The sequence below is a fragment of the Pseudomonas antarctica genome, assembly GCF_001647715.1.
In the GTDB taxonomy this organism is placed as follows: Bacteria; Pseudomonadota; Gammaproteobacteria; order Pseudomonadales; family Pseudomonadaceae; genus Aquipseudomonas; species Aquipseudomonas antarctica_A.
Genome location: NZ_CP015600.1, coordinates 2,846,851 through 2,870,985, shown reverse-complemented (window position 1 = coordinate 2,870,985; position 24,135 = coordinate 2,846,851). Strand labels below are relative to the sequence as shown.

General features: G+C 59.3%; 23 protein-coding genes. 17 read left to right on the top strand and 6 right to left on the bottom strand.

Annotation, left to right across the window (positions count from 1 at the left end; all coding sequences use genetic code 11):
* The first annotated feature begins 88 nt into the window (after positions 1–88).
* The 9 genes from A7J50_RS13100 to A7J50_RS13060 all read left to right on the top strand — a co-directional run bounded on the left by A7J50_RS13100 (position 89) and on the right by A7J50_RS13060 (position 9,562).
* A complete protein-coding gene (locus A7J50_RS13100; protein ID WP_420492089.1) occupies positions 89–1,372 on the top strand; it encodes an ABC transporter substrate-binding protein in 1,284 nt (427 codons plus the stop codon).
* A gap of 207 nt (positions 1,373–1,579) precedes the next feature.
* Positions 1,580–2,506, top strand: coding sequence for a carbohydrate ABC transporter permease (locus tag A7J50_RS13095; RefSeq protein WP_064452173.1), 927 nt, complete (start codon positions 1,580–1,582; stop codon positions 2,504–2,506).
* A 10-nt stretch (positions 2,507–2,516) separates the two neighbouring features.
* The gene (locus tag A7J50_RS13090; protein ID WP_016968929.1) at positions 2,517–3,347 is read left to right on the top strand and encodes a carbohydrate ABC transporter permease; all 831 of its coding nucleotides are present in this window, start codon (positions 2,517–2,519) and stop codon (positions 3,345–3,347) included.
* 46 nt (positions 3,348–3,393) lie between these two features.
* A complete protein-coding gene (locus A7J50_RS13085) occupies positions 3,394–4,497 on the top strand; it encodes an ABC transporter ATP-binding protein (RefSeq protein WP_064452172.1) in 1,104 nt (367 codons plus the stop codon).
* Positions 4,498–4,513: 16 nt separating this feature from the next.
* Entirely contained in the window at positions 4,514–5,995 is a 1,482-nt protein-coding gene (locus tag A7J50_RS13080) for a mannitol dehydrogenase family protein (RefSeq protein ID WP_064452171.1), read from the top strand.
* 148 nt (positions 5,996–6,143) lie between these two features.
* Positions 6,144–7,625, top strand: coding sequence for a xylulokinase (xylB, locus tag A7J50_RS13075; RefSeq protein ID WP_064452170.1), 1,482 nt, complete (start codon positions 6,144–6,146; stop codon positions 7,623–7,625).
* 12 nt (positions 7,626–7,637) lie between these two features.
* The gene (locus A7J50_RS13070) at positions 7,638–8,576 is read left to right on the top strand and encodes a carbohydrate kinase family protein (protein WP_064452169.1); all 939 of its coding nucleotides are present in this window, start codon (positions 7,638–7,640) and stop codon (positions 8,574–8,576) included.
* A gap of 157 nt (positions 8,577–8,733) precedes the next feature.
* Positions 8,734–9,003 (top strand): DUF2790 domain-containing protein, encoded by a 270-nt coding sequence (locus tag A7J50_RS13065; RefSeq protein WP_064452168.1) that lies wholly within the window; start codon positions 8,734–8,736, stop codon positions 9,001–9,003.
* Positions 9,004–9,304: 301 nt separating this feature from the next.
* A complete protein-coding gene (locus A7J50_RS13060; RefSeq protein ID WP_064452167.1) occupies positions 9,305–9,562 on the top strand; it encodes a DUF2790 domain-containing protein in 258 nt (85 codons plus the stop codon).
* An 80-nt stretch (positions 9,563–9,642) separates the two neighbouring features.
* Here A7J50_RS13060 and A7J50_RS13055 read toward each other — a convergent pair whose 3' ends face one another.
* Positions 9,643–9,912, bottom strand: a complete 270-nt coding sequence (locus A7J50_RS13055) for a DUF1652 domain-containing protein (protein WP_064452166.1) — start codon at positions 9,910–9,912, stop codon at positions 9,643–9,645.
* A 222-nt stretch (positions 9,913–10,134) separates the two neighbouring features.
* The gene (gene ilvA, locus A7J50_RS13050; protein ID WP_082895879.1) at positions 10,135–11,157 is read right to left on the bottom strand and encodes a threonine ammonia-lyase, biosynthetic; all 1,023 of its coding nucleotides are present in this window, start codon (positions 11,155–11,157) and stop codon (positions 10,135–10,137) included.
* 273 nt (positions 11,158–11,430) lie between these two features.
* Between ilvA and A7J50_RS13045 the strand changes: the two genes are divergently transcribed.
* The 6 genes from A7J50_RS13045 (at position 11,431) to A7J50_RS13025 (ending at position 15,983) form a co-directional block, all read left to right on the top strand.
* A complete protein-coding gene (locus A7J50_RS13045; RefSeq protein ID WP_053256343.1) occupies positions 11,431–11,631 on the top strand; it encodes a ParD-like family protein in 201 nt (66 codons plus the stop codon).
* A complete protein-coding gene (gene map, locus A7J50_RS13040; RefSeq protein WP_064452165.1) occupies positions 11,631–12,386 on the top strand; it encodes a type I methionyl aminopeptidase in 756 nt (251 codons plus the stop codon). Before A7J50_RS13045 ends, map begins: the two co-directional genes overlap by 1 nt.
* Before the next feature lie 998 nt (positions 12,387–13,384).
* Positions 13,385–13,678, top strand: coding sequence for a transposase (locus tag A7J50_RS13035; protein ID WP_064452164.1), 294 nt, complete (start codon positions 13,385–13,387; stop codon positions 13,676–13,678).
* A complete protein-coding gene (locus A7J50_RS30645) occupies positions 13,675–14,382 on the top strand; it encodes an IS3 family transposase (RefSeq protein WP_156526278.1) in 708 nt (235 codons plus the stop codon). The genes A7J50_RS13035 and A7J50_RS30645 overlap by 4 nt, the downstream gene beginning before the upstream one ends.
* Complete coding sequence (locus A7J50_RS13030; RefSeq protein WP_082895877.1) at positions 14,324–15,700, top strand: IS30 family transposase; 1,377 nt, start codon at positions 14,324–14,326, stop codon at positions 15,698–15,700. The genes A7J50_RS30645 and A7J50_RS13030 overlap by 59 nt, the downstream gene beginning before the upstream one ends.
* Positions 15,701–15,734: 34 nt before the next feature.
* Positions 15,735–15,983 (top strand): integrase core domain-containing protein, encoded by a 249-nt coding sequence (locus A7J50_RS13025; RefSeq protein WP_064452162.1) that lies wholly within the window; start codon positions 15,735–15,737, stop codon positions 15,981–15,983.
* 952 nt (positions 15,984–16,935) lie between these two features.
* On the opposite strand, the gene A7J50_RS13020 is transcribed toward A7J50_RS13025, so the two are convergent.
* Both A7J50_RS13020 and A7J50_RS13015 read right to left on the bottom strand, forming a co-directional pair.
* Positions 16,936–17,874: a magnesium transporter CorA family protein gene (locus tag A7J50_RS13020; protein ID WP_064452161.1), complete on the bottom strand. Its 939-nt coding sequence runs from the start codon at positions 17,872–17,874 to the stop codon at positions 16,936–16,938.
* 6 nt (positions 17,875–17,880) lie between these two features.
* Positions 17,881–19,467 carry a RimK family protein gene (locus A7J50_RS13015; protein WP_064452160.1) on the bottom strand — a complete coding sequence of 529 codons (1,587 nt, stop codon included), beginning with the start codon at positions 19,465–19,467 and terminating at the stop codon, positions 17,881–17,883.
* A 94-nt stretch (positions 19,468–19,561) separates the two neighbouring features.
* Between A7J50_RS13015 and A7J50_RS13010 the strand changes: the two genes are divergently transcribed.
* A complete protein-coding gene (locus A7J50_RS13010) occupies positions 19,562–20,662 on the top strand; it encodes a GNAT family N-acetyltransferase/peptidase C39 family protein (protein ID WP_064452159.1) in 1,101 nt (366 codons plus the stop codon).
* Here the strand turns inward: A7J50_RS13010 and sfnG are convergent.
* Positions 20,646–21,731: a dimethylsulfone monooxygenase SfnG gene (gene sfnG, locus A7J50_RS13005; protein WP_064452158.1), complete on the bottom strand. Its 1,086-nt coding sequence runs from the start codon at positions 21,729–21,731 to the stop codon at positions 20,646–20,648. The two genes, A7J50_RS13010 and sfnG, sit on opposite strands and share 17 nt — an antisense overlap.
* A gap of 268 nt (positions 21,732–21,999) precedes the next feature.
* On the opposite strand from sfnG, the gene A7J50_RS13000 reads away from it, so the two are divergent.
* Entirely contained in the window at positions 22,000–23,238 is a 1,239-nt protein-coding gene (locus tag A7J50_RS13000; protein WP_064452157.1) for an acyl-CoA dehydrogenase family protein, read from the top strand.
* Positions 23,239–23,290: 52 nt separating this feature from the next.
* Here the strand turns inward: A7J50_RS13000 and A7J50_RS12995 are convergent, their stop codons facing one another.
* Positions 23,291–24,076, bottom strand: a complete 786-nt coding sequence (locus A7J50_RS12995; protein ID WP_064452156.1) for a sulfite exporter TauE/SafE family protein — start codon at positions 24,074–24,076, stop codon at positions 23,291–23,293.
* Between the last annotated feature and the right edge of the window lie 59 nt (positions 24,077–24,135).

The window sequence follows — 24,135 nt, the reverse complement described above, 5'->3', positions numbered from 1 at the left end:
AACAATAACTGTCCTTCCGTAGCCCTTGGGCGCGGAAATGGAGTGCGCGATGAAGTTCACAGCAAAAGCTCTGCTTACCTGTTCTTGCATGACTGTATGCATGACCCTCAGCGCCGTCAGTCTTGGCGCGCAAACCCTGACCATTGCCACCGTCAACAACAGCGACATGATTCGCATGCAAAAGCTCTCGAAAACTTTCGAGACCGAGCATCCGGACATCAAGCTGAACTGGGTGGTGCTCGAAGAAAACGTGCTGCGCCAGCGCCTGACCACCGACATCGCCACCCAGGGCGGACAGTTCGATGTATTGACCATCGGCATGTACGAAGCTGCACTCTGGGGCGCCAAGGGCTGGCTGGAGCCGATGAAAGACCTGCCGGCGTCCTACGAACTCGACGATGTATTCCCTTCTGTGCGTGACGGCTTGTCTGAAAAAGGTTCGCTGTACGCCCTGCCGTTCTATGCCGAGAGCTCGATCACCTACTACCGCACCGACCTGTTCAAGGACGCCGGGCTGACCATGCCTGAGCACCCGACCTGGACTCAGATCGGTGAATTCGCGGCAAAACTCACCGACAAGACCAAAGAGCAATACGGCCTGTGCCTGCGCGGTAAAGCCGGTTGGGGCGAGAACATGGCGCTGATCACCACCCTGGCCAACGGCTACGGTGCGCGCTGGTTCGATGAGAAGTGGCAGCCGGAATTCAACGGCCCAGAGTGGAAGGACGCGCTGAACTTCTACGTCGACAACATGAAGAAATCCGGCCCACCGGGGGCTTCCAGCAACGGTTTCAACGAAAACCTGGCGCTGTTCAACAGCGGCAAGTGCGCGATCTGGGTCGATGCCAGCGTGGCCGGCTCGTTCGTGACCGACAAAACCCAGAGCAAGGTGTCCGACCATGTCGGCTTCACCTTCGCCCCACACGAGAAAACCGACAAGGGCACGTCGTGGCTGTACTCCTGGTCCCTGGCTATTCCGACCAGTTCCAAAGCCAAGGACGCCGCCAAGGTGTTCACCAGTTGGGCCACTTCCAAGGAATACAGCCAACTGGTCGCCAAGACCGACGGCATTGCCAACGTACCGCCAGGTACGCGCAAGTCGACCTACAGCGACGAGTACATGAAGGCGGCGCCGTTCGCCAAAGTGACCCTCGAATCGCTGAAAGTCGCCGACCCGACCAAACCGACCCTCAAGCCAGTGCCGTATATCGGTATCCAGTTGGTGACCATTCCTGAATTCCAGGCGATTGGTACCCAGGTCGGCAAGTTCTTCTCGGGCGCGCTGACCGGTCAGCAAACGGTGGATCAAGCCTTGACCGCCGCGCAGACCACCACCGAGCGTGAAATGAAGCGGGCGGGTTATCCCAAGTAAAGCAGGCTAGCCACTGTCAATGTGGGGACCCGTTTCATGTGGGAGCTGCTTTAGGTGGGCGCTGGCTTGCCTGCGATGCAGACACCTCGGTCTGTCAGTTAAGCCGAGTGGATGCCATCGCAGGCAAGCCAGCTCCCACAAAAGCCCGCTCCCACATTGACCGCGCTTCGACTCTCGTTCTGCATGTACCTGACTGGTTCTGACCCTATGAATACCAACACTGCCCAAGTGCAAACCACCACGCAGGAAAAGCCGCGCAAAAGCCGCCTGGCCAACCCCGGCTGGTTCCTCGTCAGCCCCTCGGTGGCCTTGCTGCTGCTGTGGATGATCGTGCCGCTGGGCATGACGCTGTACTTTTCGCTGATCCGCTACAACCTGCTCTACCCCGGCGAAAACCAATTCGTGGGGCTGGAGAACTTCACCTACTTCATCACCGACTCGGGCTTCCTGCCCGGCGCCACCAATACCCTGTTGCTGGTTGGCAGCGTGCTGCTGATCAGCGTGGTGTTCGGCGTGCTGATCAGTGCCCTGCTCGAGGCCAGTGAGTTTTTTGGTCGCGGGGTGGTGCGGGTGTTGTTGATTTCGCCGTTCTTCATCATGCCCACCGTCGGTGCGCTGATCTGGAAGAACCTGATTTTCCACCCGGTGTCGGGCGTGCTCGCCGCCGTGTGGAAGTTGTTCGGCGCCGAGCCCGTGGACTGGCTGGCGCACTACCCGTTGCTGTCGATCATCATCATTGTGTCGTGGCAATGGCTGCCCTTCGCCATTCTGCTGTTGATGACCGCCATGCAGTCCCTCGACCAGGAACAAAAGGAAGCCGCACGCCTGGACGGTGCCGGTGCCATCGCGATCTTCTGGCACCTGACCTTGCCCCACCTGGCCCGCCCGATTGCCGTGGTGGTGATGATCGAAACCATCTTCCTGCTCTCGGTGTTCGCCGAAATTTTCACCACCACCAACGGTGGCCCCGGCTACGCCTCGACCAACCTCGCCTACCTGATCTACAACCAGGCGCTGGTGCAGTTCGACGTGGGAATGGCCTCGGCCGGCGGCTTGATTGCCGTGGTCATCGCCAATATCGCGGCGATCATCCTGGTGCGGATGATCGGCAAAAACCTGACTGACAAGCCTTGAGGGCCGCGCCATGACGCTTCAACAATCCCGCCGCCTGCAAAGCCTGCTGCTCGGCACCCTGGCCTGGGCCATTGCGATCCTGATTTTCTTCCCGATCTTCTGGATGGTACTGACCAGCTTCAAGACCGAAATCGACGCGTTCGCCACGCCGCCGCAGTTCATCTTCACGCCGACGCTGGAGAACTACCTGCACATCAACGAGCGCAGCAACTACTTCGCCTACGCCTGGAACTCGGTGGTGATTTCGTTCAGCGCCACTGCCCTGTGCCTGCTGATCTCGGTGCCGGCCGCCTACTCCATGGCGTTCTACGAAACCCAGCGCACCAAGGGCACGCTGCTGTGGATGCTGTCGACCAAGATGCTGCCGCCGGTGGGCGTACTGATGCCGATCTACCTGCTGGCCAAGAGCTTTGGCCTGCTCGATACGCGCATTGCGCTGATCATCATCTACACCCTGATCAACCTGCCGATTGTGGTGTGGATGGTTTACACCTACTTCAAGGACATCCCCAAAGACATCCTCGAAGCCGCCCGCCTGGATGGTGCCACGCTGTGGCAGGAAATGGTCCGCGTGCTGCTGCCGATTGCCAAGGGTGGCCTGGCTTCCACCGTGTTGCTGTCGCTGATCCTGTGCTGGAACGAGGCGTTCTGGTCGTTGAACCTGACCTCGTCCAACGCCGCGCCACTGACCGCACTGATCGCCTCCTACTCCAGCCCCGAAGGTTTGTTCTGGGCCAAATTGTCTGCCGTCTCGACCCTGGCCTGTGCGCCGATCCTGATTTTTGGCTGGATCAGCCAGAAACAGCTGGTGCGCGGTTTGTCCTTCGGCGCCGTGAAATAACGGCTGCTCTCTAACAAAAACGAATTTAGACGTGGAGGCCCATCCCATGGCCAACCTGAAAATCAAGAATCTGCAAAAAGGCTTCGAAGGCTTTTCCATCATCAAGGGCATTGACCTGGAAGTGAACGACAAGGAATTCGTGGTGTTCGTCGGCCCGTCGGGCTGCGGTAAATCCACCCTGCTGCGTTTGATCGCGGGCCTTGAAGAAGTCACCGAAGGCACCATCGAACTCGATGGCCGCGACATCACCGAAGTTACCCCGGCCAAGCGCGACCTGGCGATGGTGTTCCAGACCTATGCCTTGTATCCGCATATGAGCGTGCGCAAGAACATGTCGTTTGCCCTTGACCTGGCCGGCGTCGACAAGAAGCTGGTGGAAAGCAAAGTCAGCGAAGCGGCGCGCATCCTCGAACTCGGCCCGTTGCTGGAGCGCAAGCCCAAGCAGCTGTCCGGCGGCCAGCGTCAGCGGGTGGCCATCGGCCGCGCGATTGTGCGTAACCCGAAGATCTTTCTGTTCGACGAACCGCTGTCCAACCTCGACGCCGCCCTGCGCGTGCAGATGCGCCTGGAACTGGCGCGCCTGCATAAAGAACTGCAGGCGACCATGATCTACGTGACCCACGACCAGGTCGAGGCCATGACCCTGGCGGACAAAGTCGTTGTGCTGAACAGTGGCCGTATCGAACAAGTCGGCTCGCCGCTGGAGCTGTACCACCAGCCGGCCAACCTGTTTGTGGCGGGTTTTCTCGGCACGCCGAAAATGGGCTTCCTCAAGGGCAAGGTCACCCGCGTTGAGGGCCAGGGCTGCGAAGTACAGCTGGACGCCGGCACCCGGATCAGCCTGCCGCTCAGTGGTGCCAGCTTGAGTGTGGGCAGCGCGGTGACCCTGGGCATTCGCCCGGAACACCTGGAAATTGCCTCGCCCGGCCAAACCACGCTGACCGTCACTGCCGACGTCGGCGAACGCCTGGGCAGCGACACTTTCTGCCACGTCATCACTGCCAACGGCGAGCCGTTGACGATGCGGATTCGCGGCGACATGGCCAGCCAATATGGCGAAACGCTGCACCTGCACCTGGACCCGGCGCACTGCCATCTGTTCGACACCGACGGCGTGGCCGTGGCCCGACCACTGCGCGCTGCCGCCTGATTTCGCGAGATTTGTGATGAAACTGAATAAACAGAACCTCACCCAACTGGCGCCGGAAGTGAAAATTCCGGCGTACGCGATTGCCAGCACTACGCAGGGTATCGCGCATATCGGCGTCGGTGGTTTCCACCGCGCACACCAGGCGTATTACACCGATGCCTTGATGAATACCGGCGCTGGCCTCGACTGGAGCATCTGCGGCGTCGGCCTGCGTGCCGAGGACCGCAAGGCCCGCGACGACCTGGCCGGCCAGGATTACCTGTTCACCTTGTATGAGCTGGGCGATACCGACGACACCGAGGTGCGCGTGATCGGCGCCATCAGCGACATGCTGCTGGCCGAAGACGGCGCTCAAGCACTGATCGACAAGCTGGCCAGCCCCGAGATTCGCATCGTTTCGCTGACCATCACCGAAGGCGGCTACTGCATCGACGACAGCAACGGCGAATTCATGGCCCACCTGCCGCAGATCCAGCACGACCTGGCGCACCCTGAGTCACCGAAAACCGTGTTCGGCTTTATCTGCGCGGCGCTGACCCAGCGCCGTGCGGCCGGCACTGCGGCGTTCACCGTAATGTCCTGCGATAACCTGCCGCACAATGGCGGCGTCACGCGCAAGGCACTGCTGGCCTTTGCTGCCCTGCACAACGCTGAGCTGCATGACTGGATCAAGGCCAACGTGAGCTTCCCGAACGCCATGGTCGACCGCATCACGCCCATGACCAGCACCGCCCACCGTCTGCAGTTGCATGATGACCACGGCATCGACGATGCCTGGCCAGTGGTATGCGAACCCTTTGTGCAGTGGGTGCTGGAAGACAAATTCGTCAACGGTCGCCCGGCCTGGGAAACGGTTGGCGTGCAATTCACCGACGACGTCACGCCCTACGAAGAGATGAAGATCGGCCTGCTCAATGGCAGCCACCTGGCCCTGACCTACCTGGGTTTTCTGAAGGGTTACCGGTTTGTTCACGAAACCATGAATGACCCGGTGTTTGTCGCCTACATGCGTGCCTACATGGACCTGGACGTCACACCGAACCTGGCGCCGGTGCCGGGCATCGACCTGACGGCGTACAAGCAAACCCTGGTGGATCGTTTCTCCAACCAGGCAATTGCCGACCAGTTGGAGCGCGTGTGTTCCGATGGCTCGTCGAAGTTTCCGAAATTCACTGTGCCAACCATCAATCGTTTGATCGCGGACGGGCGCGAGACGGAGCGTGCCGCACTGGTTGTGGCCGCTTGGGCGTTGTACCTCAAAGGTGTCGATGAGAATGGCGTGGCCTACACGATTCCGGACCCGCGCGCGCAGTTCTGCCAGGGCCTGGTAAGTGATGAGGCACTGATCAGCCAACGGTTACTGGGTGTTGAGGAGATTTTTGGCACGGCTATTCCCAAGTCAGCGGAGTTTGTGGCAGCGTTCGAGCGGTGTTATCAAAGCCTTCGAGATCAGGGCGTGACGAAGACCTTGGAAGGTCTGCTCGCCAAGATTAACTGACTGAACCGGATCAAAATGTGGGAGCGGGCTTGCTCGCGAATGCGGTGTTTCAGTCAATTTATTCTTCACTGACTCACCGCTTTCGCGAGCAAGCCCGCTCCCACATTGATCACATTTTCAATCCAACAATACTGCTGAGCACTCCACCATGACCCAGCAAAACCTCTACCTCGGCATCGACTGTGGCACCCAAGGTACCAAGGCCATCGTCCTCGACGCTTCCAGCGGCAAGGTGCTGGGCCTGGGCGCCGCCGCGCATACGCTGATCAGCGGCGCCAATGGCCGTCGCGAACAGCACACCCAGGAATGGCTGGACGCCTTCACCGAGGCCACTCACCGCGCCCTGCAACAGGCAGGTGTGGATGGCCCGGACATCCTCGGCATCGGCGTCTCCGGCCAGCAACACGGCCTGGTTTTGCTGGATGACCAAGGCCAGGTGCTGCGCCCGGCCAAACTCTGGTGCGATACCGAAAGCGCGCCGGAAAACGACCGCCTGCTGGCGTATTTGGGTGGCGAGAATGGCTCGCTGGAACGCCTCGGCGTGGCGATTGCACCGGGTTACACGGTGTCGAAACTGCTCTGGACCCGCGAACAACACCCGGACGTGTTCGCCCGCATCGCCCATGTCCTGCTGCCCCACGACTACCTCAACTACTGGCTGACCGGCCGTGCCGTCGCGGAGTACGGCGATGCATCAGGCACCGGCTACTTCAACGTGCGCACCCGTGAATGGGATGTGGCACTGCTCAAGCACATCGACCCGAGCGGCCGCCTGGAAGCGGCGCTGCCGGCCTTGATCGAAGCACATCAAGCGGTGGGCACGATTCTGCCCGCCATTGCCGAACGCCTGGGCATCAACCCCAACGCCGTCGTCTCCAGCGGTGGCGGCGACAATATGATGGGCGCCATCGGCACGGGCAATATCGCCCCCGGTGTCATCACTATGAGCCTGGGCTCATCCGGCACCGTGTATGCGTTTGCCGACCAGCCGAATGTGAGCCCGCAAGCCTCGGTCGCGACCTTCTGCTCCTCCAGCGGCGGTTGGCTGCCCTTGATCTGCACCATGAACCTGACCAACGCTACCGGGGTGATTCGCGAGCTGTTCGAACTGGACCTGGCGGCGTTCAACGCCTTGGTCGCCCAAGCCCCGATCGGCGCCGATGGCGTGAGCATGCTGCCCTTCCTCAACGGCGAACGTGTGCCCGCCCTGCCCCACGCCACCGGCAGTGTGCACGGCCTGACCATGACCAATCTGACCCGCCCCAACCTGTGCCGCGCGGTGGTCGAGGGCACTACCTTTGGCCTGCGTTATGGCCTGGACCTGCTGCGCCAGACCGGCGTGCAAGGCCAGAGCATCCGCCTGATCGGCGGCGGCTCGAAAAGCCCGGTGTGGCGCCAGATGGTTGCCGATATCATGAACACCGAAGTGGTCTGCACTGAACAAAGTGAAGCGGCGGCCCTGGGCGCGGCGATCCAGGCAGCCTGGAGCCAGTCCGGCGAGCCCCTGGCCAGCCTGTGCGACAAATGCGTAAGCGTCGATCCGGCCAGCCGTACGCTGCCGTCGGCCGGCAATGTAAGCGCCTATCAACACGCCTACGAGCGCTATCAACAGCTCGTGGCAACCCTTTAAGAGCGAACGACTATGTATCTGGTGTGTGGCGAAGCGCTGTTCGATTTTTTCAGTGAAGAGGATGCCAGCGGGCAGGCCTCCAAGGTCAATTACAAAGCGATTGCCGGCGGTTCGCCGTTCAACGTGGCCGTGGGTTTGCGCCGCCTGGGTATCGAGGCCGGGCTGTTCGGCGGTTTGTCCACCGACTTCCTCGGGCGCCGCTTGCTGCAAGTGCTCAGGGACGAAGGGGTGAGTGAGCAATTCCTGGTGGAGTTCGCCGCGCCGACCACACTGGCGATGGTCGCCGTGGGTGCCAATGGCACGCCGCAATACAGCTTTCGCGGCGAAGGCTGCGCTGACCGCCAGCTGGAGGTCGCGCACCTGCCCACACTAGGCGACGAGATTCGCGGGGTGCATATCGGCTCGTTTTCGCTGGTGGTGCAGCCGATTGGTGACACGTTGCTGAGCCTGGTCAAGCGCGAAAGCGGCAAGCGCCTGATCAGCCTCGATCCCAACGTACGGCTGAACCCGCAGCCGGATATCCAGCTGTGGCGTGACCGCGTGGCCGAACTGGTCAAGCACGCCGACCTGATCAAAGTCAGCGATGAAGACTTGCACCTGCTCTACCCCGATCAATCGCCGGAAAGTGTCCTGCAAGGTTGGCTGCAACACCGCTGCCAACTGGTGTTCCTCACCCGTGGCGGCGAAGGCGCTACGGTGTTCAGCCGCCAGCACGGCACATGGTCTGCGCCGGCGGTCAACGTGGTGATGGCCGATACGGTCGGGGCCGGGGACACCTTCCAGGCGGCGTTGATTGCCTGGTTGACCGAGCAGCAGCTGGATTCGGTGCAAGGCCTGCACCAGCTCACACGTGCGCAGATCGACAGTATGCTGGGCTTCGCGATCCGCGCCGCGGCGCTGACCTGCAGCAAGACCGGGCCGGATTTGCCGTATCGAAAGCAGCTCGGCTGAACACACGTTCATGAAGGTTTTGTCAGTTAGGCCACAATTAATCCAAGGTTAATCCCGCCAGCCGATCGTGAAGTTGACCGCACTCACCGCCCCCGGGCCCGTGCGGCCGCCGGTGCATCGTGTTGATGCGCCCGCGAACGACTTGCGGAGAACCCTCATGAAACTGCGTACTTTAGTTTTTACCGGCACCTTGGCCCTGGCAGCGGTCTCGGGCATGGCCCAGGCCGACACCCAGACGGCTGCCAGCAAGCCAGTGCCTTATCAATACGGCATGCCCTTGAACATCGACAAAGTGATTGCCATGCACGAGACCGACACTAATGTGTGCAAGGTCATCAACGCTGATATCAAGTTCGTCGATAAAGCCGGCAAAGTCGAAGATGTGGGCTATCGGAAGATGTCCGAAGCCTGCGATTTTCAGAATTGAGACGGTAGCGACGCTCTCCTTCAATGGCGCTCCGCCACCCGGCCCCTGAAAAGAGCCGGGGCGGGCCTGCGCCACTTCACTAAAACGAGCATATCTCCTACAAATACGTGGGTATTTTCGGCTATCCGCCAAGAAAAAACCGAATGGCATGTAGGACCTGTCTGCCAATCGTTACGTTAATCCATAGTTAATATCGGTAAACAACAGTGCGTCCTACCGCCCCTGGCAGCCTCTGCTGTTACCCGGGTCGGGCCTCCCGTTCATCACGTCGATGAACAGACCACTGTGGAAGAGAACACTGATGAAAACACAAACCCTGGTTACCCTCGCCAGCACCTTGGCGCTGGCCGCCGTATCGGCGTTCACCCAAGCCAATGAGCAACCGGTGCCTTATCACTACGGCAAGACCATGGACGTTCAAAAAGTAATTGCCATGACCGAGCCTCAGGTCACTGAATGCCAGGTGATCAATGCATCAATCAAGTTCGTGGACAAGGCCGGCGAAGTGCACTACGTGAGCTACCCGAAGATGTCCCAGGCTTGCCTGTTTCAGAGCTGAAATGCGGCGAAAAAACCCGTATTGGGCCTGGCGTTTATCCAGGCCCACAGGTCTTCGGTGACTCAACCTCAAACTACCACCTAGTAATAGCCGCGCGCTCCGACTCTTTGCAGAGCGGGTGCATGGGTGTGCTTGAGGTCTTCGCGCAACCCGCTGATGAGGTTGCAAATGGCTCGACTGCTGTCGAGTTTATCGGCGTTTATGCCTTTGACTTCCAAATCCACTCGGTCGCGGTCACGGTCGTCATAGACCCTGATCGTCAGCGAAGCATCTTCGGCTTTGGTGCATTCGCACCGTTTGGGCAGGAAACTTCCTTCAATAATGCTGCGAAGTTCTAATTCCGAAAGCATGGCCAACCTCTCCTTTTATGAGACTGCCAACAGATTATTGTGTATCCGGCAGACGCTTGCCTGCCGCGCCTTACCGACCCTGGAAGGCGCTTACCTTCATCAGCCTACTCGGCAAAATCGACTCTTGTTGTAACTTTTCCTCATAAGCGGCAGGCCCATTTATATAACTCTGTTTACGCAGCGCGAATCATCGCCGAACAGCGTCGATTAAACGTTTATGCACTAACTTGCACCTTGCGCCGCCACTCTTTCAGCAACATGTCGCAAACTATCAAAGTTGATATTGGCCCCGGAATTCACCGCCACCAGGGTCTGCCCGCGCACGCCTTTTTGGCCGACATAGCGGCGAATGCCTGCTACCGCCAGCGCGCCAGAGGGCTCGGTGATGGAGCGCGTGTCGTCGTAGATCAATTTGATGGCACTGCACAATTCGTCGTTGCTGACGGTGACGACCTCATCCACCCAGTCACGGCAGATTTCAAAACCAAAGGCGCCGATCTGCGCCACTGCGGTGCCATCGGCAAACCCGTCGACACTCGGCAGCACCACTCGCTCACCGGCGCGCAGGGCCGCCAACAGGCAACTGGAGCCTTCGGGCTCGACGCCGATGATGCGCACCTCCGGGCGCAGGTATTTCACGTAAGCGGCAATCCCGGCGATCAGGCCACCGCCGCCCACCGGCACAAAGATCGCGTCCAGCGGCCCCTGTTGCTGGCGCAAGATTTCCATTGCCACGGTGCCTTGGCCAGCGATCACGTCCGGGTCGTCAAAAGGCGAGACAAACGTGCACCCCGAGCTCTCGGCCAATTGCAACGCATGCGCCAGGGCAAACGGAAAGCTCTCCCCATACAACACCGCTTCGGCGCCCCGCGAGCGTACGCCCAGCACCTTCAACTCCGGTGTGCTGCACGGCATGACGATACGGGCCTTGATCCCCAACTCCCGCGCCGCCAGCGCCACACCTTGCGCATGGTTACCGGCCGATGCCGTCACGACACCGCGGGCTTTTTGCTCAGGCGTAAGCTGCACGAGCTTGTTGTAGGCGCCACGAATCTTGAAGGAAAAAGTCGGTTGCAGGTCTTCGCGCTTGAGCAATACCTGGTTGCCGAGCAACATCGACAGCGCAGGAGCCAGTTGCAGCGGGGTACGCACCGCCAGGTCATAGACCGGGGCGGCGAGGATCTTTTTCACGTAGTGCTCAAGCAGTCCAGGGTCGGCGGAGTGGGTCGCTGTGCAGGTGCTCATGGGTGTCTCCTGGCATTTTGTAAAGGGCACTGGAGACGGAAAAACAAAACCCGCCTCTAGGGCGGGTTTGGGTGCAGCCGTGCGCTATCCCGCCAAATGAGGAATGGCGGTAATAATGCTTGGCTGGCTGCGGAAGGCTTGAAAAGTCATGCAACGAAATTAACCGGCGATTACCGGGCAAGTCAATGCTCAACCACCTTTCAGCGCGTCGGGGTTTACGATGGACATACGAAACGTATACGCTTTGTATATCCACACAGCACAGTGAACCTCATGGGCATCGTCAAGATCACCGACCAACTGCACGAACAGCTGCGCCTGGCCAGCGCCGCCATGGACCGCTCCATCAACGCCCAGGCCGAGTTCTGGATCAAGATTGGCCTGCTCGCCGAACTCAACCCGCAGCTGCCCTACAACGAGCTGATCAACAAGCTGTTGCTGGACAAACCCGACCTGATCCGGGGGCGCGGCTGATGATCAAGACTGCCGCTCAACTGGCCGTCATGCGCGAATCCGGGCGCCTGCTGGCCCAGGTGTTCACCATGCTCGACGGGTTTGTCGCCGCCGGACGCTCCACTTTGGAGCTGGACAGCGCTGTCGAAGCCTTCATCCGCAATGACTTGAACGCCCGCCCGGCGAGCCTCGGGCAATACGACTACCCGTTTTGCATCAACACCTCGATCAATGAGGTAGTGTGCCATGGCATGCCGAGCGCCAAGGAAATCCTCAAGGACGGCGATATCATCAACATCGACATTACCCTGGAAAAAGGCGGCTTTATCGCCGACTCCAGCAAGATGTACATGATCGGCAACGTGGCGCCCAAAGCGCAGCGGCTGGTGGAAAAGACCTTCGAGGCGATGTGGGCCGGCATTCGCCAGGTTCGGCCCGGCGCGCGCCTGGGAGATATCGGCCATGCGATCCAGAGCCATGCGCAGGCCAACGGCTACAGCGTCGTGCGTGAATATTGCGGCCATGGTATCGGCCGTGAAATGCACGAAGAACCGCAGATCCTGCACTTCGGTCGGCCTGGCACCGGGCTCGAACTGCGCGAAGGCATGGTCTTTACCATTGAGCCCATGCTCAACCAGGGCAGCGCCAAAGTGCGCAGCCTCAAAGACGGCTGGACAGTGGTGACCAAGGACAACAGTCTCTCAGCGCAGTGGGAACACACGGTCGCGGTGACAGCCTCGGGATTCGAAATACTGACCCTGCAGCCAGCCGTCTGAACGGCACACACGTGTGAGAGCTGGCTTGCCTGCGATACAGGCGGCGCGGTGTTTCAGACGTTCTGCGGTGATGCCATCGCAGCCTAGGTATCTACCTATCTTTTTTACGGGTTGAGTGCTGTGGTTGTCGGGGGGCGCTGAGTGCATATCCGTTGTTTGGGTAACGGCTGATATGGGTTCCGCCCTTACGGCGGGTCACTTTGGAAAAGCCCCAAAGTAACCAAAGGGCTCTTGCCCCACCACTCGGCACCTCGCCTAGGCTCGGTGTGCCCTCACGCAGGCTTTGGACCGTGGGCCGCCGCCATGGGCCATCCTTGGCCCATCGCGGCTAACCCGGCGTCCTGCCGGGTTACCCACGCTCCAAAGCCTGCGTTCGGCCAGCGTGGTTAACGGGGCGCCTAAGATCAAAATCAACAGCAGATCAAAATCAAAAGCAAAGCACGGCGGCCTGGTAGCCGACCTGAGTGGTTAGATCAAAAGCAAAACCGAGGCGGCCTGACAGCCGACCTGATCTTGGAAACTGAACTCAATCAACTGTGGGAGCGGGCTTGCTCGCGAAAGCGGTGTGTCAGTTACAAATAAGTTGACTGACACACCGCTTTCGCGAGCAAGCCCGCTCCCACAGTGGATCTCATTACATCAGGTAGCAGTAGTGTCGCTCTGCCCAGCTATTGATCTGCTTTTGCTTCAACCACTCAGGTCGGCTACCAGGCCGCCGTGCTCTGCTTTTGATCTGCTGTTGATCTTGATCTGACAGGCCCCGTTAACCACGCTGGCCGAACGCAGGCTTGAATCCGTGGGTAACCCGGCAGGACGCCGGGTTAGCCGCGATGGGCCAAGGATGGCCCATGGCGGCGGCCCACGGTCCAAAGCCTGCGTGAGGGCACACCGAGCCTAAGCGAGGTGCCGAGTGGTGGGGCAAGAGCCCTTTTGGTGGACTTGCTCCCTCGCAGCGGACGCCAAGAAGCGATATTTTAATCGCAACCTTGGAGGCACCTATGTCACAGCAAACCCGCCGCAGTTACACCGACGACTTCAAAGCCCAAGCAGTGACACTTGCTGAAAGCATTGGTCGAGGAGAAGCTGCGCGACAGTTGGATATCTCGGTCAAAACCCTAGGGAATTGGCTGGACGCCGCACGCAACGGGCGTCCTCTCAGTTCTCCCGCTCGGCACCCGGTCTCTGACTTGGAAAGCGAACTGGCCCGGCTTCGAGCTGAAAATGCCACGCTCAAAATGGAGCGAGAAATCCTAAAAAAAGCGACGGCGTTCTTTGCCAGAGAGTCCAACTGAGATACGCCTTTGTCGCCCGTGAACGGACTCACTTTCCGGTCAGGCTGTTATGTCGAGTGATGGAGGTCTCGGTGTCGGGCTTTCACGGCTATTTGAAGCGCCAGGAGCGCCCTGATCCAGATGCGGTGATTCGCCTGGAAATTCGTGCGATTCATCATGCCAGTCGCGGCACTTATGGGCGTCCACGCATGGTTAAGGCGCTTCATAGCCGGTCATATGCGATTGGTCACAAGCGAGTAGCCCGGCTGATGCGAGAAGAAATGTTGCGAGGGAAGATCAAGGCTCGGTTCAAACACTCGACGGATAACCGGTATATCCAACCAATTTCTGACAACGTATTGAAAAGACGCTTTTCTGTGACAAGCCCAACACCCGCATGGGTGGGAGATATCACCTATATTTCGACGCGTCAGGGGTGGTTGTACTTGGCTGTGGTGCTCAGCATCCAGACGCGTCAGGTACTCGGTTATAGCCTATCGGAGCGTATGCCTGAGGGTTTGGTACAGCAGGCATTCCTGAATGCCTGGACGAAAACGCCGGTTGATCAAGGTGTGATTTTTCACTCCGATCGAGGCCGGCAGGGCGGATTCAACCGGTCGTCGCAACACCTTGATCGAGGTGTTTATGGGACGACCTGCAGGATGGATGCAAAAATTGACGGGCCGGGGAGCGATGCGTTCTCCAGGTGCACCCTCACTTCGTAATGAGATCGAACGGCTATTTTGGCTGCAGATTGCAACAGGCATCACAAGCGAAAAGGCAGCACATGCCGTTGGCGTATCAACCGCGGTAGGTACACGCTGGTTCCGTCATCGAGGCGGGATGCCATTATTCATGTCGAATCACATATCAGGACGATACTTATCGTTTGCAGAGAGAGAAGAGATTGGGCTGCTTCGAGCGCAAAGTGTTGGCGTTCGTGAGATCGCTCGTCGCCTTGGACGAAGCCCATCGACAATTTCACGGGAGCTGACACGAAATGCTGCTACCCGTTGCGGTCGGCTTGAATATCGAGCGTCAGTAGCGCAATGGAAGGCAGAACTGGTGGCCAAGAGGCCGAAACCAGCAAAACTGGTCACTAACCCGCGACTGCACCAGTACGTACGCGACCGCCTTGAGGGCAAGGTTCAAGACGCCGATGGTCGTGAGATTTCTGGGCCTCGGCAAGCACCCTTCAAAGGCCGAAATAAACCGCATCGCAGTGACCGTAAATGGGTCAATGGCTGGTCGCCTGAACAAATTGCCAACCGGCTCCAGATCGATTTTCCGGATGATGAATCCATGCGCATCTCTCATGAAGCCATATATCAGGCGCTCTACATTCAGGGTCGAGGAGCTCTCAAGCGCGAACTGGTGAGTTGCCTGCGCTCAGGACGAGCGTTACGCGTACCGAGAGCCCGATCGCAGGCCAAAGTGTGGGCACACGTCAGCGAGGACGTGATGATCTCCAGTCGTCCTGCTGAGGTAGAAGATCGGGCTGTACCCGGGCATTGGGAGGGCGACCTGATCATCGGTCTGAACCGTTCTGCGATTGGAACTCTGGTCGAGCGCTCAACTCGATTTACCATGCTCGTCCATCTGCCTCGCGAGAAAGGTTATGGGCTAATCCCCCGCACGAAGAACGGCCCGGCGCTGGCTGGCTATGGGGCTGTTAGTATGGCCAACGCATTGAAGAAGACGGTGACTGATCTTCCCATCGAGCTGTGGCGATCCTTGACCTGGGATCGTGGAAAGGAGTTGTCGGATCACGCTCGGTTTACCATCGAGTCCGGAGTAAAGGTTTTCTTTGCTGATCCACATAGTCCATGGCAGCGCGGCACAAACGAAAATACGAACGGCCTTCTACGGCAATACTTCCCGAAAGGGACTGACCTCTCTCGTTGGAGTGCCCAAGAAATACAGGCGGTAGCTCACGTACTCAATACTAGACCTCGAAAAACACTAGGCTGGAAAACACCTGCCGAAGCACTGAATGAGTATTTAAAGTCTGTACAACAATCCAGTGTTGCGACGACCGGTTGAATCCGCCCAGTACACAGGCAGCGGTTTTCGCAGCATGATCATGGAAAGAGGCTTCGTACAAAGCATGAGTCGCAAGGGTAACTGCTGGGATAACGCCGTAGCAGAGAGCTTTTTTGCCACACTTAAAAAGGAGGAAGCCACCGGTGTGTATCCCAGCAAAGCACAGGCTCACGCATCTATCGCGAGCTACATCCATGGTTTTTACAACCCGACACGGCTGCACTCGGCGCTGGGATACAGCTCACCTAATGACTACGCAAAGCAACTGAAGCAGACTGCATAACGCTCGCTTTATGGCGTACGTTTTGAGGGAGCAAGTCCACCAAAGGGCTCTTGCCCCACCACTCGGCACCTCGCCTAGGCTCGGTGTGCCCTCACGCAGGCTTTGGACCGTGGGCCGCCGCCATGGGCCATCCTTGGCCCATCGCGGCTAACCCGGCGTCCTGCCGGGTTACCCACGCTCCAAAGCCTGCGTTCGGCCAGCGTGGTTAACGGGGCGCCTAATATCAAAATCAACAGCAGATCAAAATCAAAAGCAAAGCACGGCGGCCTAGTAGCCGACCTGAGTGGTTAGATCAAAAGCAAAACCGAGGCGGCCTGACAGCCGACCTGATCTTGGAAACTGAACTCAATCAACTGTGGGAGCGGCGGTGCGACGATTCGACTTGCTCGCGAAAGCGGTGTGTCAGTTACAAATAAGTTGACTGACACACCGCTTTCGCGAGCAATCCCGCTCCCACAGTGGATCTCATTACATCAGGTAGCAGTAGTGTCGCTCTGCCCAGCTATTGATCTGCTTTTGCTTCAACCACTCAGGTCGGCTACCAGGCCGCCGTGCTCTGCTTTTGATCTGCTGTTGATCTTGATCTGACAGGCCCCGTTAACCACGCTGGCCGAACGCAGGCTTGAATCCGTGGGTAACCCGGCAGGACGCCGGGTTAGCCGCGATGGGCCAAGGATGGCCCATGGCGGCGGCCCACGGATTCAAGCCGGAGTGAGGGCATGCCGAGCCTGGGCGAGGCACCGAGTGGTGGGGCAAAGCGTTTTTTGGTTACTTTTTTAGGCGCTTTGTAAAAAAGTGACCCGCCGTAAGGGCGGAACCCTAAGCCGCCGTTACCGCAGCAACGGACATGTACTCAATCTCCCTAACCCCTCACAGGCTTAAAGCAACACAAAGAGTTGCGTAGACACCTATGGCCATCGCAGGCAAGCCAGCGCCCACAGGTGTTCAGTGCTCACACCACATTTGCGCCACCCGCGATGCGCTTGAGCCCCACCACCATCAACCCCGCCCCAACGCCCATCGCCACCATCAACAGCGGGTACGACACCCACCACGGTGTACCCGCCGTCATCATGCTGAACTCCGACATGCCGCCCACACTGGCAATCAGGTTAAGCGGCAGGAACACCACGTTGATCAACGTCAGCTTGCGCAGCAGGTTGTTCATGCTGTTGTTCATCAGGTTGCCGCGCGCGTCGATCAACCCGGAAAACACATTGGAGTAGATCTCCGCCTGCTTGTAGCACTGGTGGTTTTCAATGATCAGGTCATCGATCAGCCCCAGGATCTCGGCGCTGAAATGTTCCTTTTCCCCATGATTACGCAACCGCGACAGCACCGCGCCGTTGCTGTGCAGCGCGTTGATGTAATAGATCAGGCTCTCGCTGAGGTTGAACATTTGCATCAGGTGATGGTTGCTCATCGACGCGTTGAACTGTTGCTGCAACTCCCGCGCAACCAACTTGATCACCTTGAGGTGGCCCAAGTAGTGATGGATGTTGTTGAGCAACAGATCGAGCAGCACATCCAATGGCGTGTGCAGCGGCCGGCGAGCGCCGAGGCCGGACAGCGGGGTTTCATCGGTAGCAATCACCAGCAGGCGACCCGGCGAAAACAACAGGCCGCAGGACGCCACTTCAAACATCAGGTTGCCACCACCGGAGTATTTCTCCGGGCGTTTCCAGATCAGGAACAGGTAGTCGGGGTGAAATTCAATACGTGAGACTTCGTCCGGGTCGAGTGCCGAGGCCAGGGCGTGTTCGTCGAGTTTATGGTGGTCGCGCAGCCATTCGCGTTCGGCAACATCCGGGTTATTGAACAGCATGATCGGAGCGTCGTCCCTGTCCCCTTTGCGCAGCTTTCCGTCGGTCAGTTCAAAACGCTGGATCATGGCGCGTCACCAGACCTGGCCTTGGCGTTTCAATTCCAGGCGCCGTACAAACTCCTCCAGCACCAGCGCATACAGGTCGTCTTGCAAATAGGCATCTTCGATACCGGCATCCATATTGGGGTTGTCGTTGACCTCGATCACCACCACCTTGTCGCCGGATTGCTTGAGGTCGACGCCGTACAGGCCGTCGCCGATCAGGTTGGCGGTCTTGACCGCCAGTTCCACCACCGCCTTGGGCGCTTCGTGGACCGCCAGGGTGCGGCATTCGCCGTTGATGTCCTGGCCGATGGCCTTGTGGTTGTAGATCTGCCAATGGCCCTTGGACATGAAGTACTGGCAGGCAAAGATCGGCTTGCGGTTGAGTACGCCGATGCGCCAGTCGTACTCGGTGTAGAAAAACTCCTGGGCCAGTAACAGCACCGAGTGTTCAAACAACTCGGCGGTGGCCTTGAGCAAGGCTTCCTGGCTTTCAACCTTGATCACGCCCCGGGAGAAACAACCGTCGGGGATCTTCAACACCAGCGGGAAGCCGAGGCGTTCGCCGACCCGCTCGAAATCTTCCGGTCGCTCCTTGTAGAGAATCTCGGTGGCGGGCATACCCAGTTGGTGACTGTTGAGCAGGTCGGTGAGGTAGACCTTGTTGGTACAGCGCAGGATCGACGCCGGGTCATCCATCACCACCAGGCCTTCGCTTTCGGCTTTCTTGGCAAAACGGTAGGTGTGGTTGTCGACGCTGGTGGTCTCACGGATCAGCAAGGCGTCGTACTCGGCGAGGCGCGAGTAATCCTTGCGCTCGATCAGTTCCACATCAATGCCCAGGCCCTTGCCGACGCGCACGAAGTTCTCCAGCGCCTTGGCATTCGACGGCGGCAATTGCTCCTGGGGATCATGGAGGATGGCCAGGTCATAGCGGGCCAATCGACGTGAGCGCGGTTGGCGCCAGATCTTGCGGCTGAAGTTGTCGAGGGCGTGGGCGAACTGGTCTTCCTGGTCGTCGCGTAACTTGTGCAATACGCCGGATTTCACGCCCTCGATATGCCAGCCGTTGTTCTTGCGAAATTCAACTAACAAGATCGGACACGGGAAGGTTTCAAACAGCTGACGGGCCAACTCCTGCAACGGTTCTATATTGGTTCGGCCAAAGTACAGCGTCAGGGTAAACCCTTCGGTATTGCTGTAGAGGTGATGACTCAAGGCTTTATCGAGGGTTTTATCCAAGTCATCCAGGGACAAGCCATACAGCGACTTTTTGGTCAGTTCGCTGATGGTACGCACCGATGGAATCACCTTGTGCCCTCGTGCTTCGGCCAGCAACGAGCAGTAGTAACCGTGCCCCAGGTACTTGTAGCTACGGCACAGGTTGATGACCTGCACGCGCTTGCCCGTTTCGTTCTCGCGGGTTTGCTCGAGGTACTCCTGGGCCGTCACGATGTCTTCGCTGGGGAAGTAGGAGGCCCAATCTTCCTTGCGCTCGACAATAATCACGACTTGACTGGAACCTTTAAGAGGCGCGGAAAAATAACCGTTGGAAGTTATTGTCGCCGCGACGGTTTGCTCGGATACTTCACGCCAATGACTTTGTACCGCCGACATAATATTTGATCCGCTTTAGAGAACTCGACCTTTTCTATTAAGCACGATCTTTTAGAGAAGTCCCGTTTCGTTACGCAACTTTTACGGCGGTCATATGGCTCTTTCCTTTCGCGTTGCAACCCCCGCTGATGTGCCCGAATTGGTGGCGCTGGAACAGCATTGTTTCACCACTGACCGGCTCTCGCCGCGCAGTTTCCAGTGGATGGTCAGCCGCGCCCATGGCCAGTTGCTGGTCGCGGAAAATGAGCAGCAATTGCTCGGTTATGCGCTGGTGTTGTTCCATCGCGGCACCTCGCTGGCGCGGCTCTACTCCATCGCGATCGCCGAGCATGCACGGGGCACGGGCCTGGGCAAGCAGTTGCTGACGCGCATTGAGGCCTGCGCCGTAGCGCATGATTGCGCTTACCTGCGCCTGGAGGTGCGCACCGACAACCCCGGCGCCCTCGCCCTGTATGAACGCAATGGCTACCGCCGCTTTGCCCTGATCAACGACTATTACGAAGACCACACCGCCGCCATCCGCCTGGAAAAACGCATTCTCCAGCATCAGGTCGCGCGCCCGCAGAGCGTGCCGTACTACCAGCAGACCACCGACTTCACCTGCGGCGCCGCCTGCCTGCTGATGGCCATGGGCGCGCTGGTACCGCATCGCCTCGCCCAGCGCCGCGAAGAGCTGCAAATCTGGCGCGAGGCGACCACCGTGTTCATGACCGCAGGCCATGGCGGCTGCAGCCCGCAAGGCTTGGCCCTGGCGGCCTGGCGTCGGGGGTTCAGGGTGCGAATGCAGGTGAATGTGCGCGGGCCGCTGTTTCTCGACGGCGTGCGTGACCAGCATAAAAAGGACGTCATGCGCCTGGTCCACGAGGCGTTTGAGGAAGAGCTGGCAGGCAGCGATGTTGAGCAGGTGCTCGGCGGCGCGCTGGATTTACCTCAAGTATTGCAGGACGGCGGACAGCCGCTGGTGTTGATCAGCAGCTACCGCCTCACCCGCTCCAAATCGCCCCATTGGGTGATGGTCACCGATTGCGACGAGGACTTCGTTTACCTGCACGACCCCGATGTAGACCACAGCCAGCATCGCCAGCCCCTGGACTGCCAGCACCTGCCGGTCAGCCATGGGGAGTTCGAGCGAATGTGCCGGTTCGGCAATAACAAATTGCGTGCGGCGGTTGTGCTTTTCAAGCCACTTGCTTGATCCCGGCTTTGGCTTCCAGCTCGCGAACCAGCGGCAACACGCGTTTGCCGAAGTACTCGACTTCCTCCTGGAAGTGCAGGAAGCCGGCCAGCACCAGGTCAACGCCCACGGCCTTGAGCGCAACGATGCGCTCGGCAATCTGCTGCGGGGTGCCGATCAGGTTGGTCTTGAAGCCGTCGTTGTATTGCACCAGGTCTTCGAAGCTGGACTTGGCCCAGTTGCCCTCACCTTCCGGCGAGGCCTTGCCTGCCTGCTTGGCGGCATCACCAAACGCATTCACCGCCTCGGGGTCGGCCTTGTCGATGATTTCTGCGAGCACGGCGCGGGCTTCTTCCTCGGTGTCGCGGGCGATCACAAAGGCATTCACGCCGACTTTGACCGAATGGTTATTCGCGGCAGCCTTGGTACGAATGTCATCCACCTGGGCCTTGATGCCTTCCGGCGTGTTGCCGTTGGTGAAGTACCAGTCCGACACGCGTGCGGCCATGTCCCGCGCCGCCCGCGAGCTGCCGCCCTGGAAGACTTCCGGCTGGCCCAGCGGCTTGGGCTTGAGGGTGTAGTTGTTGAAACGGTAGAAGTCGCCCTTGAAGGTGAAATCGTCCTGGCTCCAGATGCCCTTCAGCGCGCGGATAAATTCCTCGGAGCGGCGATAGCGCTCATCGTGCTCCAGCCACGGCTCACCGATGGCCTGGAATTCGCCCTTGAACCAGCCACTGACGATATTCACCGCGATACGGCCGTTGGTGAGCTGGTCGATAGTCGCCAGTTGCTTGGCCGCCAGCGCCGGCTGCCATGGGCCGGGCAAGATCGCGGCGATGACCTTGAGCGTGGTGGTGGCCGCCAGCAGCGCATGGCTGAACGCCACGGATTCATGCTGGTTTTCGGCGCCGTAGCCTGCGGTGAAGCGAATTTGCGTCAGGCCATATTCAAAGCCTGCCGCTTCGGCCAACTGCGCCAGTTTGCGGTTGTAGTCAATACCCCAATGGGTGCGTTGTTCAATCTTGCTCACCACCAACCCACCGCTCACGTTGGGCACCCAGTAGGCAAATTTCACGGCTTGCTGACTCATCTAGCGATACCTCGCACAAAGGAATGTACCGAAGGGTTGAGCAGCAAGCGTGCCAGGCCTTGGCAAACGCCCGGGCCATGGGCATCGCGGCAAGAAACACAGCGCTGGGTCGCTGGGCGACGAATGTCAGGGATCGCGCCGGTTTGTCGAAACACTGTTGCTGGAGCAACAGTGAATTGCACCCTTTGCCCCTGAATACGGGCTGAAGAACCCGGCACGGACTGTGCAATCACCGTAACACTTGATCACTGCCCAGGAGCCGTACCCCATGACCGAGCAACACGTCATCAACCCGCTGTCCACCGGCGTCGATTACCCCACCCTGGCCGCACGTTTTCGGCCGATATTCCAGCGTATCGCCGACGGCGCACTGGCGCGTGAACAAAGCCGTACCCTGCCCCATGAGCCGATTCAATGGCTCAAGGAGGCCGGCTTTGGCGCGGTGCGGGTGCCGGTGGAATACGGCGGTGGTGGTGCGTCCCTGCCGCAGTTGTTCGAACTGCTGATTGAATTGGCCGCCGCCGACTCCAACGTGCCCCAGGCCCTGCGCGGCCACTTCGCCTTTGCCGAAGACCGCCTGAATGCACCACCGAGCGCGGGTCGCGACCTGTGGTTCAAGCGTTTTGTCGATGGCGATATCGTCGGCTGCGCCTGGACTGAAATCGGCAATGTCGCGATCGGCGACGTCGTCACCCAGGTCAGCCCCGACGGTGACCAATGGAAACTCAACGGCGAAAAGTTCTACAGCACCGGCAGCATTTTCTCCGACTGGATCGACGTATATGCCCAGCGCAGCGACACCGGTGGCGACGTGATTGCCGCCACCCGCACGCGCCAACCCGGCGTGGTGCAAAGCGATGACTGGGACGGCTTCGGCCAGCGCACCACCGGCAGCGGCACCACGCGCTTTACCGACGCCATCGTCGAAACGGAAAACCTCATCGATTTTGCCACCCGTTTCAAATACCAGACGGCGTTTTACCAGTTGGTGCTGCTGGCGAGCCTGGCCGGCATTGGTCGCGCCGCGCTCAACGACGTGGCGCATCAGGTGCGCAGTCGCAAACGCATTTACAGCCATGGCAATGCCGCCCACGTCAGCCAGGATGCGCAGGTTCAACAAGTCGTCGGTGAGGTGGCAGCACTGATCTACGCCGCCGAGGCCAGCGCGCTTAAAGCTGCAGTGCCGGCGCAACAGGCTTACTTGGCGCGATTTGCCGGGGATGACGCCGCAGAACGTGCAGCTAATGTGGCTGCCGAGATTGAATCAGCGACGGCGCAGGTGGTGGTGTCAGCGCTGATCCAGCGTGCCACCAGCGAATTGTTCAACGCACTGGGGGCCTCGGACGTGCGCCAGGGTAAAGCCCTCGACCGCCACTGGCGCAATGCGCGCACCGTGTCATCCCACAACCCGGTGATCTACAAGGCGCGCATCGTGGGTGATTGGGTGATCAACGGCACCGAGCCACCGTTTGTATGGCAGATCGGCAACGGCCCGGCCAAAATCTGACGCGGAAAACAGGTGGGAGCAGGCCCGCTCCCACACTTGAATGGCGTACGCCTTAGAACGCCAGCTTGTAGCCGATGGTCATCAACATGATCGCCAGGCATGGGCGTAATACGCCGTCCGGGACTTTGCCGGTCATGTGGCTGCCGAGGTAAATCCCCGGCAGCGACCCCATCAGCAAAAAGCCCAGCAGGTGCCAGTCCATATTACCCATGCTGGCGTGGCCCAGGCCCGCCACCAGGGTCAACGGCACGGCATGGGCGATCTCGGTGCCGACTAAACGTCGCGTCGCCAGAAACGGGTACAGGATAAACAGCGCGACGGTGCCCAGGGCGCCGGCGCCGATAGAGGTCAAGGCTACCATGGTGCCCAGGATTGCGCCGGTGACCACCGTCAGCGCGTTCAGGTTACGCGGGCTCATGTGGTAGTCATCGCCGGCATGGCGCTGGGCGAAGGCCAACAGGCTTTTCTTGAACAGGATCGCCAGGGCGGTCAACAGCAGCACCACGCCAAGGGCTTGCTTGATCACCGCGTTCATCGCGCTGGGGTCGGTGTGCAGGCTGGCGAGGAACCACAAGGTCAGCAGCACGGCGGGCACACTGCCCAGGGTCAGCCAGCCGGTGATGGTCCAGTCGATGTTCTTGTTCTTGCTGTGTACCAGCACACCACCGGACTTGGTGATGGCGGCGTACAACAGGTCGGTGCCCACGGCGGTGGCCGGGTTAATGCCGAACCACAACAGGATCGGGGTCATCAAAGAGCCCCCACCTACACCCGTCATGCCCACGATAAAACCAACGATCAGGCCAGCGATTACAAAACCAATATTACCTACATCCATTGCAGCTACCCGCGGCCTTATAAATTTCTGGCCGCAGGATAGCGATTTTTCTTATAACG